14 protein-coding genes are annotated in these 14,269 nt (G+C 72.9%); 8 read left to right on the top strand and 6 right to left on the bottom strand.

Going from position 1 to position 14,269, the window contains the following annotated elements; all coding sequences use genetic code 11:
- Position 1: 1 nt before the first annotated feature.
- Genes ABD329_RS09210 through ABD329_RS09200 form a run of 3 tightly spaced genes read left to right on the top strand, consistent with a single transcriptional unit; the run spans position 2 to position 3,785 of the window.
- Positions 2-655 carry a 2Fe-2S iron-sulfur cluster-binding protein gene (locus ABD329_RS09210; protein ID WP_246618751.1) on the top strand — a complete coding sequence of 218 codons (654 nt, stop codon included), beginning with the start codon at positions 2-4 and terminating at the stop codon, positions 653-655.
- Positions 652-1,650 (top strand): FAD binding domain-containing protein, encoded by a 999-nt coding sequence (locus tag ABD329_RS09205; RefSeq protein ID WP_198279303.1) that lies wholly within the window; start codon positions 652-654, stop codon positions 1,648-1,650. The genes ABD329_RS09210 and ABD329_RS09205 overlap by 4 nt, the downstream gene beginning before the upstream one ends.
- Positions 1,647-3,785 carry a xanthine dehydrogenase family protein molybdopterin-binding subunit gene (locus ABD329_RS09200; protein ID WP_198279302.1) on the top strand — a complete coding sequence of 713 codons (2,139 nt, stop codon included), beginning with the start codon at positions 1,647-1,649 and terminating at the stop codon, positions 3,783-3,785. The genes ABD329_RS09205 and ABD329_RS09200 overlap by 4 nt, the downstream gene beginning before the upstream one ends.
- Positions 3,786-3,891: 106 nt before the next feature.
- Here the strand turns inward: ABD329_RS09200 and ABD329_RS09195 are convergent, their stop codons facing one another.
- On the bottom strand, positions 3,892-5,130 hold the full coding sequence (locus ABD329_RS09195; RefSeq protein WP_344316211.1) for a S1 family peptidase: 1,239 nt from the start codon (positions 5,128-5,130) through the stop codon (positions 3,892-3,894).
- A gap of 270 nt (positions 5,131-5,400) precedes the next feature.
- On the opposite strand from ABD329_RS09195, the gene ABD329_RS09190 reads away from it, so the two are divergent.
- Positions 5,401-5,907: a cupin domain-containing protein gene (locus tag ABD329_RS09190; RefSeq protein WP_198279300.1), complete on the top strand. Its 507-nt coding sequence runs from the start codon at positions 5,401-5,403 to the stop codon at positions 5,905-5,907.
- A gap of 157 nt (positions 5,908-6,064) precedes the next feature.
- A complete protein-coding gene (locus tag ABD329_RS09185; protein WP_198279299.1) occupies positions 6,065-6,301 on the top strand; it encodes a hypothetical protein in 237 nt (78 codons plus the stop codon).
- Positions 6,302-6,323: 22 nt separating this feature from the next.
- Here the strand turns inward: ABD329_RS09185 and ABD329_RS09180 are convergent, their stop codons facing one another.
- A complete protein-coding gene (locus tag ABD329_RS09180; RefSeq protein WP_198279298.1) occupies positions 6,324-6,920 on the bottom strand; it encodes a helix-turn-helix domain-containing protein in 597 nt (198 codons plus the stop codon).
- Positions 6,921-7,008: 88 nt separating this feature from the next.
- Here ABD329_RS09180 and ABD329_RS09175 point away from each other — a divergent pair, with 88 nt between their 5' ends.
- Positions 7,009-7,653 carry a class I SAM-dependent methyltransferase gene (locus ABD329_RS09175; RefSeq protein WP_198279297.1) on the top strand — a complete coding sequence of 215 codons (645 nt, stop codon included), beginning with the start codon at positions 7,009-7,011 and terminating at the stop codon, positions 7,651-7,653.
- A 69-nt stretch (positions 7,654-7,722) separates the two neighbouring features.
- On the opposite strand, the gene ABD329_RS09170 is transcribed toward ABD329_RS09175, so the two are convergent.
- The 3 genes from ABD329_RS09170 to ABD329_RS09160 form a co-directional block, all read right to left on the bottom strand.
- Positions 7,723-8,817, bottom strand: coding sequence for an acyltransferase family protein (locus tag ABD329_RS09170; protein ID WP_425574305.1), 1,095 nt, complete (start codon positions 8,815-8,817; stop codon positions 7,723-7,725).
- A 171-nt stretch (positions 8,818-8,988) separates the two neighbouring features.
- A complete protein-coding gene (locus ABD329_RS09165) occupies positions 8,989-9,687 on the bottom strand; it encodes a DAK2 domain-containing protein (protein ID WP_344316208.1) in 699 nt (232 codons plus the stop codon).
- A gap of 49 nt (positions 9,688-9,736) precedes the next feature.
- Entirely contained in the window at positions 9,737-10,735 is a 999-nt protein-coding gene (locus ABD329_RS09160; protein WP_164423564.1) for a dihydroxyacetone kinase subunit DhaK, read from the bottom strand.
- A 680-nt stretch (positions 10,736-11,415) separates the two neighbouring features.
- On the opposite strand from ABD329_RS09160, the gene ABD329_RS09155 reads away from it, so the two are divergent.
- The gene (locus ABD329_RS09155; protein ID WP_344316241.1) at positions 11,416-12,213 is read left to right on the top strand and encodes an SDR family oxidoreductase; all 798 of its coding nucleotides are present in this window, start codon (positions 11,416-11,418) and stop codon (positions 12,211-12,213) included.
- A 198-nt stretch (positions 12,214-12,411) separates the two neighbouring features.
- Positions 12,412-13,584, top strand: coding sequence for a sialidase family protein (locus ABD329_RS09150; protein ID WP_198277663.1), 1,173 nt, complete (start codon positions 12,412-12,414; stop codon positions 13,582-13,584).
- Between the two features lie 31 nt (positions 13,585-13,615).
- Here ABD329_RS09150 and ABD329_RS09145 read toward each other — a convergent pair whose 3' ends face one another.
- On the bottom strand, positions 13,616-14,233 hold the full coding sequence (locus tag ABD329_RS09145) for a TetR/AcrR family transcriptional regulator (RefSeq protein WP_198277664.1): 618 nt from the start codon (positions 14,231-14,233) through the stop codon (positions 13,616-13,618).
- Positions 14,234-14,269: the final 36 nt, after the last annotated feature.

The following is a 14,269-nucleotide window of genomic DNA, read 5'->3' as shown; positions in this document are numbered from 1 at the left end:
GATGCGGGGCGCACGCCCCGATGCCACGCTGACGGGTGTGACAGCTCACGCGTTCCACAGCGACTTCGCGCTGCGTGTCAACGGCGCCGACCGCCCCCTCACCCTCGACCACCGGGTGACCCTGCTGGACGCCCTCCGCGAACACCTGGCGCTGACCGGGGCCAAGAAGGGGTGCGACCACGGGCAGTGCGGAGCCTGCACCGTCCTGATCGACGGGGAGCGCGTCAACAGCTGCCTGGTGTTCGCCGTGGCCGCCCAGGGCCGGGACATCACCACCATCGAGGGCGTGGCGGGGCTCGCCGCCCCCGAGGACGTGGCGGGGCTCGCCGCCCCCGAGGAACTCCACCCGTTGCAGCGGGCGTTCCTGGACCACGACGGCTTCCAGTGCGGCTACTGCACACCGGGCCAGATCTGCTCCGCCATCGGCGCGCTCACCGAGGCCGCGCGCGGCTGGCCCAGCCATGTCACCGCGGACATGGCGGCCGGGGTCGGCGCGCCGGGTGAGCTGGACGCCGACGAGATCCGGGAGCGGATGAGCGGCAACCTGTGCCGCTGCGGGGCGTACCCCGGCATCGTGGCCGCCATCCGCCAGGTCGCCGGGGCCGACGGCGGCGGGGCGCCCGACCGCGCGGGCGCGGCGGGAGGCGCCCGATGAAGCCCTTCGGCTACGAGCGCGCCACCGACCCGCAGGCCGCCGCCACGCTCGTGGCCGGCTCCACCGAGGCGGTGTACCTGGCCGGGGGCACCAACCTGGTGGACCTGATGAAGCTCGGGGTGACCGAGCCCGCCCTGCTCGTCGACATCACCCGGCTCCCGTACGACACCGTCGAGCACCGCCCGGACGGCGGTGTGCTCATCGGCGCGCTGGTCCCGGGCAGCCGCCTCGCCGGGGACCCCGGCATCCGCGAGCGGTTCCCGGCGCTGGCCGAAGCGCTGCTGTCGGGGGCCTCCGGGCAGCTGAGGACCGTGGCCACCACCGGTGGCAATCTCCTCCAGCGCACCCGGTGCGTGTACTTCCAGGACGTGACCAAACCCTGCAACAAGCGGCGGCCGGAGACCGGCTGTTCGGCCGTCCAGGGCCTCCACCGCGACCTGGCCGTGCTCGGCACCTCCGACTTCTGCGTGGCCAACCACCCCTCGGACATGGCGGTGGCGATGGCCGCGCTCGACGCGGTCGTCCATCTGCGGCGGGTGGACGGCAGCCCCCGTACGGTGCCGCTGAACGACTTCTATCTGCTGCCAGGTGACACCCCACACCGGGAGACGGTGCTCCAGCCCGGCGACCTGATCACCGGCGTCGAACTGCCACCGCCCCCCGAGGGCGCCGCGATGTCCTACCGCAAGGTGCGCGACCGCTGGTCCTACGCCTTCGCCCTGGTGTCGGTGGCCGCCGTCGTGGCCACCGAGGCCGACGGCACACTGCGGGAGATCCGGCTGGGGCTCGGCGGAGTCGGCGCCCGCCCCTGGCGGGCCCGGGAGGCCGAACGGCTGCTGACCGGGCGGCAGCCGACCGAGGAGCGGCTGCGGGAGGCGGCCCGGGCCGAGTTCGCCCCGGCGCGCCCGCTGCCGCGGAACGCGTTCAAGATCGACCTCGCCGTGGACGTCATCACCTCGGCCGTGCGCGACCTCGCGGGAGGGCGACGGCGATGACCACGCTCCAGCGGACCGTGGGCGCGGAGGTGACCCGCGTCGAAGGGCGCGCGAAGGTCACCGGTGCCGCGCTCTACGCGTATGAGTACCCGGTGCCGGACGCCCTGTACGCGTGGGCGGTGCAGTCCACGGTTCCGCGCGGCACGGTGCGCGCCGTCGACACCGTCGCGGCGCTGTCCCTGCCGGGCGTCGTCGCCGTGCTGGACAGCCGCAATGTGGCCCGGCTGCGCCCGACCGACACCCCCGAACTCGCCGTTCTCCAGTCCCCCGAGGTCGCCTACCGGGGGCAGATCGTGGCGGCCGTGGTGGCGGACTCCTTCGAGACGGCCCGTCAGGCCGCGGCCGCCGTACGGGTCGAGTACGACGTGGACGACCACGACGCCGAGCTGATGGACGGCGATCCCCGCATCTTCGTCCCCGAGACGGTCAACGGTGGCTACCCGGGGCACACGGAGGCCGGCGATGTGGAGGCCGCCCTCGCCACGGCGCCGGTCGTCCTCGACGCCACGTACACCACACCCCCCGAGCACACGGCCGCCATGGAACCGCATGCCACCATCGCGGTCTGGGACGGGGACACGCTCACCCTGTACAACGGCGACCAGGGACCCTGGATGACGGCCGCCAGGGTGGCCGAGCTGTTCGGCCTGCCCGAGGGCGCCGTCCGGATCGTCGCCGACCACACCGGCGGCGGCTTCGGCTCCAAGGCGATTCCCCGCCCGCCCACGGTGCTCGCCGCGCTGGCCGCCCGCGCCGTCGGCCGCCCGGTCAAGGTGGCCGCCACCCGGCAGCAGATGTTCACCATGGTCTCGTACCGCACGCCCACCCTCCAGCGCGTCCGCCTCGGCGCCGAACGGGACGGCAGGCTCACCGCCATCTGGCACGACGCGCTCCAGCAGAGCTCCACGCTCACCCCGTACTGCGAGCAGACGGTCACCTGCTCCCGCGTCATGTACGCCGCGCGCCACCGCCGGACCACCCACCGGCTGGCGCAGCTGGATGTGCCGACGCCCTCGTGGATGCGCGCCCCCGGCGAGGCGCCCGGGATGTTCGCGCTGGAGAGCGCGATGGACGAACTGGCCGTGGCGCTGGGCATGGACCCCATCGATCTGCGGGTGGCCAACGAGCCGTCCGTGGACCCCGGGACCGGCCATCCCTTCAGCAGCCGCAATCTGGTGGCCTGTCTGCGGGAGGGCGCGGCGCGCTTCGGCTGGGCGGGCCGCGACCCCGCGCCGGGGAGCCGCCGGGAGGGGCACTGGCTGCTCGGCACCGGAGTGGCGGCGTGCAACTACCCCGCACTCACCTGGCCCTCCACCGCGACCGCCCGCGTCGAGCCCGGCGGCGGCTTCACCGTACGGATCGCCGCGGCCGACATCGGCACCGGCGCCCGTACCGCGCTGACCCAGGTGGCGGCGGACGAACTCGGTGTGGGGATCGACCGGGTCACCCTCGACATCGGCCGCAGCGCCTACGGCCAGGCGCCGTGGGCGGGCGGTTCCATGGGCCTCAGCTCCTGGGGCTGGGCGGTGTCCAAGGCATGCCGGGCGCTGACCAAGCGGCTGGACGAGGTCTCCGGCGCGATCCCGCCCGGCGGTCTTGAGGAGCGGGCGGACACCGCCGAGGACGTGGCGGCGCGCCGGGCGTTCTCGCGTCACGCCTACGGCGCCCAGTTCGCGGAGGTGCGGGTGGACGCCGTCACCGGCCAGGTGCGGGTGGACCGGCTGCTGGGGATGTTCGCCGCCGGACGCGTCATCAATCCCCGGACGGCGGGCTCGCAGCTGCGCGGCGGTATGTGCATGGGGCTGTCGATGGCGCTGCACGAAGGCCTGGAGCCGGACCCGCGGTTCGGCGACTTCGCCAACCACGACCTCGCCACGTATCACATCGCGGCCAACGCGGATGTGCGCGATGTCCAGGCGCACTGGCTCGAGGAGAACGACGACGAGCTCAACCCGATGGGCAGCAAGGGCGTCGGGGAGCTGGGCATCGTCGGCACGGCGGCGGCGATCGCCAACGCGGTGTACCACGCCACGGGGGTGCGGGTCCGCGATCTGCCGATCACGGTGGAGCGGGTGCGCGCGGGGCTCTCCGCGGGGCCGTCCGCCGGGTTCTCGGCGGGGCCGTCCGCCCGCTGAGCGGCCGCCCGGCCCGACGCGGCTCCCGGCTCCGTCACGGCCTCCGGCCCATCACGGCTCCCGGGGTGTCCCGCGGTGACGGCGCGGGACACCCGGTCGCGTGGGATCAGCCGTTGTCGGCGGCCCCACCGGGCCCGTCCCCGCCCGCGCCGTCCCCGGCGGCCCCGGAGCCGTCAGCGGCGCCGCCGTCCGCCGCGCCACCGTCGTCGGCCGCGCCGCCGCCCTCGGTCGCACCGCCGTCCCCGATCTTCGCGCCGACCGCCTCCAGCGCGGTCGTCACCGGCTGGAAGAAGGTCTCACCGCCGGAGGTGCAGTCACCGCTGCCGCCGGAGGTCAGGCCGATGGCCTGGCCGTCCGCGCTGAACAGCGGGCCACCACTGTCGCCGGGCTCCGCGCAGACATCGGTCTGGATGAGCCCGCTGACCGTGCCCTCGGGGTAGTTGACCGTCGCGTCGAGACCGGTGACCGAGCCGTCGTTGAGCCCGGTGGTGCTGCCCATGCGCTGCACCTGCTGGCCCACCGTGGCCTCGCCCGCCCCAGTGATGTCCACGGTCTGGTCGCCGGTGTTCACCGTGCTGGGCGCCTCGGTGTTGGCGTCGTCGTACGTGACCAGCGCGAAGTCCCCGTCACCGGGGAAGGTGGCGTCCTGCACGGTGCCGATCGCGGCGCCGTTCTGCGAGTCCGACCACTGCTCGGCGGCGACGCCGCAGTGACCGGCGGTGAGGAACGCCGGGGCGCCGCTGTCCGTGGTGACGTTGAAACCCAGCGAGCAGCGCGCGCCGCCGCCGAAGATGGCGTCGCCGCCCGCGACGAAGGGCTTGAACTCACCCGTGGACTTCTTCAGAGTGGCCATGCCGTCGCCCAGCGACTTCACGGTGGACTCGAGCGTGTCCCACTTCGCCCCGGTGACCGTGGAGTCCGCGGTGACCCGCAGCTCATTGGTCTTGGGGTCCACCGACCAGGAGGTGCCCGGGATGGTCGCCTTGGTCTTGAGGGTCTTCGCGGCGGTCTGGAGCGCCTTGGTGCTGTTGTCGACCTTTCTGGCCACCGCCCCGGCGCTCTTGACCTGGACGTTCACATTGTTGTTGTCGCCCACGACATTGACGATGACCTGCTGCTTGTCCTTGTCGTAGTAGGCCCCGCCGAACGCCTCGCCCAGCTGCGACGCGAGCTCCGCGGCGATGTCCGCCGCCGACGCGGCGTCCACCTTCTTGGGCTGGGCCGCCTCGGCCTTGTCGTCCTGTGAGGCGTTGGCGTTGGGCAGGATGATCGCGGCTGCCGCCACGGCGGCGGCCCCGGCCCCCGCGAACACGATCTTTCGCTTGGGTACCCGTTTATGGCTCAACTCATGACCTCCTGTTGGGGGGTTACGGGATCCGCTCATCCGTGACGAGCACGACCCGGCAGTGGATACGGGCGGCGCACGAGTTGCGTTCAGAGTGATTTAGGAGATCTTTACGGGCCGTCTCCAGCGGCCTACGAGGCCGTCGCACCAGACCGGCCTGGTGCATCGCGGAAGACGGCCTTGAGGAACCGGAAGGGGATGTCCTGGGAGGTCGCTATCGCCTCACATGTGAGCGGCCTGCCGGTGTCCGCGGGGGGTACGGTCGGTGGCATGACGACCCCCGGCGGCGAGCCCGCGCAGCAGCACGACGCGTTCCATCCGCATCTGAACGCCACCGTCCCCAACGGTCCGTTGCGGTCGCGTCTGCACCACATCCGCACCGAGGACGTCGACCCCGGCACCGCCCAGACCGAGGGCATGCGGCGGTTCGCCGCGATCAGCGGCCAGTCGGTGGGGTCCGAGCGGCTCTGGATGGGCCAGACCCATGTGGCGCCGGACACCGCCTCCGCCAACCACCACCACGGCGAGTCCGAGACGGCCATCTTCGTGGTGCGGGGCCACCCCGAGTTCGTCTTCGCCGAGGAGCGGGACGGACATGTCGAGGAGATCCGGCTGCGCACCCGGCCGGGTGACTACATCTTCGTACCGCCCTATGTGCCGCACCGGGAGGAGAACCCCGATCCCGACGACGAGGCGGTGGTGGTCATCGCCCGCAGCACCCAGGAGGCCATCGTGGTCAACCTGCCGGAGCTGTATGTGCTGGAGTGCGGGGAGTAACCGGCCGCGTGCACGGAAGACCGCAGTGGACGGCCGCAGTGGACGCCCGCAGTGGATGGCCGCATCAGATCGGCCTGCCATGCATCCGCCCGGCGCTCCTGGGTAATCGCCTCTGCTGTGCCCCCTCCATCGACGCATCGACGAAAGGAGCGGCATCGTGAGCGACGACCGGCGACCGGAGGAACGCGAGGAGCGGGGCGGGATCCCCAGGGACCTCCCCGACCAGCAGGCGCAGGACGGACCCGACCACCTGGATGTGGCGGACGCCGACCATGAGCCGGACGACACGGACGACATCCCCGAGACGGACGAGTCCGGCACCGGACGGCGGGGGAGGCCGCAGACCGGGAGCGTGCACCCCGAGCAGCCCGTCCCGGACGAGCCCTCGGGGTGAACGCCCCGGGTGCCACGGGGGGTCAGGTACCGGCGGGGCGGGCGCGGACATGGATGCGCTCGCCCTGCGCCCCGAACAGGGAGAGGAACTCCACGGGCTGGTCCCCGGCGTTGGCGAAGCCATGGGGGGTGCGGGTGTCGAATTCGGCGGCCTCCCCGGCCGCGAGCACCAGATCGTGCTCGCCCAGCGCCAGCCGTAGCCGCCCGGAGAGCACATAGAGCCACTCATAGCCCTCGTGCACCCGCTGCTCCAGCGGTTCATCGCCGCTGCCCTGCGGCCGGGGCGGCATGATCTGCTTGTACGCGTGCAGCCCGCCCAGATAGCGGGTCAGCGGAATGAACGTCTGGCCGTGCCGGGTGAACGGCCGTGGATGGACGCGGGGGTCCCCGGTGGCCGGCGCCCCCACCAGCTCGTCCAGCTGCACTCCGTACGCCTTGGCCAGCGGCAGCAGCAGCTCCAGGGTCGGCTTGCGCTGCCCCGACTCCAGTCGCGACAGGGTGCTCAGCGAGATCCCCGTCGTCTCGCTGAGCTGGGCGAGGGTGGTGCCACGGGTGCGCCGCAGCGCCCGCAGCCGGGGTCCTACGGCGGTCAGCACCTCGGTGAGGTCTTCATCAGCCATACCTTCATTTGCCACCCCGGCAAAGAAGTTTGTCAAGTGGCCACGGCCGGACGCACTCTCTTGACCCAACGAAGGGAGCGCATCCGATATGACCACCAAGCCGGACATCTCGCCCGACACCACGCACGGGGAGTTCTGGGACACCTTCTACAGCGCCGAGGACCGCGTCTGGAGCGGCAGGCCCAACGCCGCCCTGGTGCGCGAGGTCACCGGGCTGACCCCCGGCCACGCACTGGATCTGGGCTGCGGCGAGGGCGCCGACGCCATCTGGCTCGCCCGGCAGGGCTGGCGGGTCACCGCCGTCGACGTCTCCCAGGTGGCCCTGGACCGCGGCGCCGGACACGCGGCGTCGGAAGGTGTCGGCGACCGCATCCAATGGCAGCCGCACGACCTGTCCGTGTCCTTCCCGGACGGCACCTTCGACCTGGTCTCCACCTACTTCCTGCACTCCTGGCTCGAGCTGCCCCGGGAGCGGATCCTGCGCAGCGCCGCGGGCGCCGTCGCACCGGGCGGGGTGCTCCTGATCACCGGACACGCCGGATTCCCGTCCTGGGTGGCGGACCCCGATCCGGACTTCCACTTCCCGACCCCCGAGGAGGTGCTCGCCGGGCTCGACCTCGCGGAGGGGGAGTGGGAGGTCCTCGTCAGCGAGGTGCACGAGGAGAAGATGACCGACCCCGAGGGAAAGCCGGCCACCCGCGTCGACAACACCGTGAAGGTCCGCCGCCGGTGACGGCGATTCCCGGCCGCTGACGGCGATTCCCCACCGTCGGCGAGAGGACGAGGAAGCGCCTCGCCGCCCTCAGGAAGCGGCCGACGAACCGGTGCGCCGGAACGCCCAGTCCATGCGTGGCTCCACCAGAGCGCGCAGGACCCGTCGCACCGGTTCCGTGCACAGTGCGGTGATCATGAGTACCGCGGCCGCCGTGACGGCGAGCTCCCCGAGCGGGGTGTGCAGCCACGGATGGTCGTACCAGTCCCAGAAGCGGGACGACTTGATGATGAAGCCGTGCAGCAGATAGCCGTACAGCGTGCCCGAGCCGAGCGTGGTGAACCAGGTCCTGCGCCCCGGCACCCAGGCCAGGAAGCAGGCCGTCAGCACCAGCGCCAGACCGAAGAGGGCGGGGGTGGTGAGCAGACCGGCCCAGGACGGTACGCCGTCCAGCTTGGCGACGCTCTTGCGGTGGTAGAACCACTCCGCGTCCATCCAGGGCGCCACCGCGTACGCCGTGCACAGGGCGAAGGCCGCCACCGGAAGGGCGACCAGCCGGTTCCGCCGGGTCCGCAGCCGGGTGAAGTGGTCCGGGCGCAGGGTGAGCCCGACCACGAAGAACGGGAGGAACGCCAGCACCCGCTGGAGACCGAGATCCCCGCCCGCCTCGGGGGAGATCGAGGCCAGCGCGGCCACCGCCAGCGCCACCGGCACCGGATGGCGCAGCGCGAGCCACAGCGGGGTGGTGACCCGCCAGATGAACAGCGCGGCCAGGAACCACATCACATACCAGGGGTCGAGCAGGCTGATGGGATAGCCCGGATCGTCCTGCGCCCAGCGGTAGAAGAGCGTGTACGCCACCTCGAAGACCAGGTACGGCACCACGACGCCCGTGAGCAGCCGCTTCACCCGCCCCGGCGCCATGTCGAAACTCCGCGAGAAGTAGCCCGATATGAGGGCGAACGCGGGCATGTGGAACGCGTACACCGTCAGATAGATCGCGGTGGCCGCCCGGCTGCCGTAGGTGAGCGGCTCCCATGCGTGGCCGCACGCCACCAGCACGATGGTGAGGTACTTCGCGTTGTCGAAGTACGGGTCGCGCGCCCGGCCTCTGGACGCGCCGCCGTCGCGCGGCCGTGTCACGGCCGGTGGTGTGGTCACACGGGCGGCGGTCTCCTGCTGCACAGATTCTCCCGGACACCTTTGGTCGAGCCGACAGTCGAATCCTGGTCGTCTGCCCCGTTCCGCTCCTCTCATGCGGTCAGGATTCGGATCCCAGTACGTGCGGCCCGGCCGCGGCGTTCACCGGCGGGCGGCACGTTCCGGGGATCCCCCGACGGTCTCGGCCCTCCTCCCTCAGGACACGGGGAGCCGGCGGAGCGAGGTGAGCTCGGCGTGTGCGGATGCGAACAACAGGGCCACGGCCAGGGCGCCCGGATCGGGGACGCCGCGCGAGTGGTCGCCGGTGTAGCTGGCGCGCCCGCGGCGGGCGCGCAGATCGGTGGTGGAGCGGGCGCCCCGGTGGGCCGCCACCGCGGCCACATGGAGCGCGTGCGCGGGGTCGGCGGTGGGTTCGCAGGAGGCGAGGGCCCGCGCGGCGGGGACGAGGGCGTCCACCATCGTCTTGTCGCCCACCTCGGCCTCGCCGACCCGCTGGATCGCGGCCGTGCCCGCGGCGGTGCCGAGGGCCAGCGCCGCGGTCCCGGGCGGGTCGGCGGCCATCCCCAGCGCGTCGGCGAGCTCCTGGAAGAGCAGCCCGAACAGGGGGCCGCTGGTGCCGCCCACATCGTCGAGGAAGACCCGCGCGGCGGCGTCCAGCGGCGCGTCCGGGCCCCGCCGGCTCCCGCCGTTCCCCGCGCCCGCCGCCAGGGCGTCCAGCGCGCGGCGGACACCGTCCATCCCGGTGACCAGGTTGGCGCCGAAGTCCCCGTCGCCCGCCTTCTGGTCGAGCGCGGTGAGCTCGGGCTCCACGGAACGTACGGTGGCGGCGAACCGTGTCATCCAGTCCATGACGGCGGTGTGGGTGAGGCCCTTGGGGCCGGGCTGGTCGGGCATGGGCGGGGCAACTCCTCGGGGTGGTGGCGGGGTCACGCGGGCAGGCGGATCACAGGGGCCAGGCGGGGGTGCGGGCGGGGGCGTCCCACAGCCGCAGCGCCTCCGCGTCGGTGGCGAACAGGGTCAGCGAGAAGCCCCGCATGTCCAGGGCGCTCACGAAGGTGCCGGTCAGGGACCGGTCGAGGCCGACACCGCGGTCGTCCAGGGCCTTGGCGACCGCGTGCCGGATGCCGTACAGCTCCAGCGAGGTGATCGAGCCCAGCCCGTTGACCAGGGCGAGCACCCGTGCCCCGGCGCCGTCCGGCAGCGCGGCCAGCAACTGGTCGGTCATCGTCTCGACCAGCTTGCCGAGCGGTGCGTGCGGAGTGGTCCCCTCGGCCCGCTCCCCGTGGATGCCGACCCCGAACTCCAGGACGTTGTCGGGCAGGGTGAAGGCCGGTGTCCCGGACTGGGGCGTGGTGTGGGCGGCCGCGGCGACGGCGAGGCTGCGGGCCCGCCGGGTCACATCGGTGCCGAGCGCGACCAGGTCCTCAAGGCCGCGCCCCTCGTCGGCGGCGGCGCCGAGGATCTTCTCGACGATCAGGGTGGCGCCGGTGCCACGGCGGCCGACCGCGATGTCGTCCGAGTCGGTGGCGAGGTCGTCGTCGATGAGGACCCGGGCGCAGCGGATGCCCTCGTGGGCCAGGCGCTCGGCCGCGATGCCGAAGTTGATGCGGTCTCCGGTGTAGTTCTTCACGATGTGCAGCACCCCGTCGGCCCGGGCGACGGCCCGGCTGGCCTCGAAGATCTGCCGGTTGTGGGGCGAGGCGAAGATCCGGCCGGGGCAGGCGGCGTCCAGCATCCCCGTCCCGAGGAAGCCGGAGTGCAGCGGCTCATGGCCGGAGCCGCCGCCCGAGACCAGCCCGACGCGGCGGGCGGGCGCGATATGGCGGGTGTGGAAGTACCCGTGGTCGGGGTTGTAGGCGACGAGATCGGCATGGGCGGCGGCGAAGCCCGCGAGCGCGTCGGGAACGAGAGACTCGGGCGAGTCGCGGAAGTACTGGGGCATGATCTCGGCTCCCTGGGCGAGTGGGGCGGACGGGTGGGCCCGGCGGTCGAGCGCCGTCTCGGCGGTACGAGGGCTCAGGCACAGATAGTCGCCGCGACCCGGCGGCAGGGTGCTCAGGCTGGACAGCAGCGGGACTCCAACGGCCTACTGGCATACGCCGGTCGGGTACTGACAGGGGTGGCCGGGAGGGCTCGGCTCGTGTGGCGGGGACGGCTCGGGGAATCGTGTGCCGAGGGGCGGGGGCGGGGTAGGGACCGCCGGACATCCGGCACCACCCACGAGGAGCCACCCATGTCCCACCATCGTGGTGTGCAGCGTCACCGGCTCCACCCAGGCGGGCGTGATCACGGGGCTTCGCTGGCCAGGACCGCCCCGCCGGGCCTGGGCAGCGACGCCTCCGCCAAACCGGCCGAGACCCGTGCTCAGGTGGCGAAGACCGCACGCGAGACCGCCGGGCGGCATGCCCAAGGGCTCCAACGTGCTCCGCGCCCACCTCGGCGGCCGGCCCGCGCTCCACGCCTACAGCGGCGCCTTCGGCTGAGAAGTGATGAAGAGAAGTCGGCCGAGAAGGCGGAACGGGGGCGATGGATGGCCTCCGCCGGGGTACCCGGTCCACACCCCGGGCCACGCGACCCGTGGCCTCCCCACCCCCGTAAGACCAGGGAGCCAGGGTGACGGACATGAACACCGGGAACGACCGGCACGCCGGCGAGACCGGACCCTCCTACGGCCCGCTGTCCGGCTGTGTGGCGCTGGTGACCGGCGCCTCCAGCGGCATCGGAGCGGCCACCGCCGTGGCGCTGGCCCGGCAGGGAGCCGATCTCGCGGTGGTGGCCCGCCGTACCGAACGGCTGGAGGACCTGGCCGCCACGGCGCGGAAGGAGGGCCGCTCCTGCGCCGTCCTCACCGCCGATCTGCGGGACACGGCGCAGGCCCGCCGGTGCGTCGAGGACGCCGTCGAGCAGTGCGGACGGCTCGATGTGCTGGTGAACAACGCCGGCTCCGTGGCGCCAGGCAAGGTCGAGGAGGGCGACCCCGAGGGCTGGGAGCGGATGCTCGACCTCAACGTCAGGACCGTGCTGCACACCTCCCAGCAGGCGCTGCCCCATCTGCTGCGTACGGCCTCCGACGGCCCGCGCGGGGTGGCGGACGTGGTGAACGTCAGCTCGGTGGCCGGCCGGCTGGCACGGCCCGGCAACGGCGTCTACTCGGCCACCAAACACGCGGTGGGCGCGATGAGCGAGGCCATGCGCCAGGAGGTGACCGCCCGCGGCGTCCGGGTGGGGCTGATCGAGCCGGGCATGGTCGCCACGGAGCTGACGACCGACAGCGCGATCGCCGCCGCCGGGCGCGGCATGCCGCGCGAGTCCTGGCTGCACCCCGAGGACATCGCCCGCGCGATCGCCTTCATGGTCACCCAGCCCGCGCACGCCGCCATCAACGAGATCATGGTGCGCCCCACGGCCCAGGAGCACTGACCGCACCGCCCCGACCGCCGCCGACCGCCCCCGACCGCCCCGTTACACCGTGGTGTGACGGGGCGGAGGCGCGTCCCCGTCCCGGCCCTCGCGGAACCTGCGCGAGGGATTTACAACGTTGGAAATTCTCTCTAGCGTTGCGCCACGCAGGGCCCGGGCCCCTCTCCCCCCTTCACCACTCCTCCCGAGGGAGCGTGCATGACCACGCCGTACCGAAGACACCTCCTGCCCACCCTGCTGACCCTTCTGGCCGTCCTGGGCTCGCTCCTGGCCGCCCAGGCACCCCCGGCCGCGGCCGCCTCCGGGACCCTGCTGCGCGACGGCACCGGCCTCTACCCCCGCGCCCTGCGCCTCCAGCACAACGGCGCCGCCAACGGCCGCGTCCTCGCCTCGGTGGTCACCTTCCGCGGCTCGGACGGGATCGGTGCCATCTACGAGAGCACCGACGACGGCGCCACCTTCCGGCAGGTGGGCGAGGTGGGCGACCCCGAGGCGTCCGGCGGACAGGGCGAATGCTGCGCCACCCTGTACGAACTGCCGCGGGCCGTCGGCGCCATGCCCGCCGGGACCCTCCTGTGGGCGGCCTCCATCGGCCAGGACGAGCCCGACCGCCGGATGGCCATCCGGGTCTTCCGCAGCAACGACCGGGGCGGCACCTGGTCCTATCTGTCCACCGTGGCCACCGCCCCCAACACCAAGGGGCTGTGGGAGCCGGAGTTCTCCATCGACTCCAGCGGACGGCTGGTGGCCCACTACTCGGACGAGACCGACCCCGCGCACAGCCAGAAGCTGGTCGCCGCCCGCAGCGCGGACGGGATCACCTGGACGGGCCACCACGCCACCATCGCCAGCAACCTCGCCTCCGACCGGCCCGGTATGCCCATCGTGCGCAAGCTGCCCGGCGGCCAGTACTTCATGGTGTACGAGATCTGCGCCGCCCAGGGGCAGTACTCATGCGTGGTCCACTACCGGACCTCGTCGGACGGCTGGAACTGGGGCGACCCCGCTCACCTCGGCTACCGTCCCGAGACCGCCGACGGGAAGTACTTCACCCACACGCCGAACCTCGCCTGGGCCCCCGAGCCCGGAAATCCCCGGGGCAAGCTGTTCCTCGTCGGTCAGGTCCTGAACAACGCCGACGGCACCACCGCCACCGGCAGCGGTGCCACCGTCTGGACCAACAGCAACGGCGGCACCGGAGCCTGGCGTTCGATCTCCGCCCCGGTGCGGGTGGACTCCAAGGTAGTCGACTGGTGCCCCAACTACAGCTCGGCGCTGCTGCCCTCGGCGGACGGCGGCCGAGTGCTGGAGATCGCCACGGACTACGTGGGCACCGTGTGCAAGCCGTTCTACGCCACCGGGGGGAGCTGACCCGGTGAACCCCCGCTGACCGGCGTGGTCTTCACCCGGTGGCGGATCCCCCGTCCGGCCGATCGGGGCCGGCGCCCAGCATGGTGCGTACGACCGTTTCCACCAGGGCGTCGGCCTCGGCGCGCGTCGGCGTGCCGAGCCGTTCGTCCAGCAGCAGAGTGCTCAGCCCGTGGACGAGGGCCCAGATCCCGATCCGCAGCGGCTCGCGCCGCTCCGGCTCCGCGATGGCCGCGATGCGCTCCGCCACGATGGCGATCGCGGCGTCGGAGGCGGCGATGGTGTCGGGGTGGCCGCTGCACGCCTGCCCGAACATCAGCCGGTACACCCCGGGGTGGTCCAGCGCGTAGTCGACCGCCGCGCACGCCATGGCGATGACCTCCGCGTCGGGGTCCTCCCCGGGGGCGACCGCGGCGAGGTGTTCGCCCAGCTCCGTGAAGCCCCGAGTGGCGAGGGCGGCGAGCAGCGCCTCCTTGTCTCGGTAGTGGCGGTAGGGGGCGTTCGGGGAGACCCCGGCGTGCCGGGCGACCGCGCGCAGCGACAGCTCGCCCGGGCCCTCGGCGTCGAGGAGCGCCAGGGCGGAGTCCAGCAGGGCCGCTCGCAGATCCCCGTGGTGGTATCCCGAGCCAGTGGATGTTGACAGTGTCCACACCTCCATCCTTCAATGTGGGCATCGTACACATCGATG

Origin of the sequence: Streptomyces javensis (genome assembly GCF_039525925.1) — a bacterium.
Classification (GTDB): domain Bacteria; phylum Actinomycetota; class Actinomycetes; order Streptomycetales; family Streptomycetaceae; genus Streptomyces; species Streptomyces asiaticus.
The sequence above is the reverse complement of the archived record's forward strand: the minus strand, read 5'-3'. Positions and strand labels throughout refer to the sequence as shown.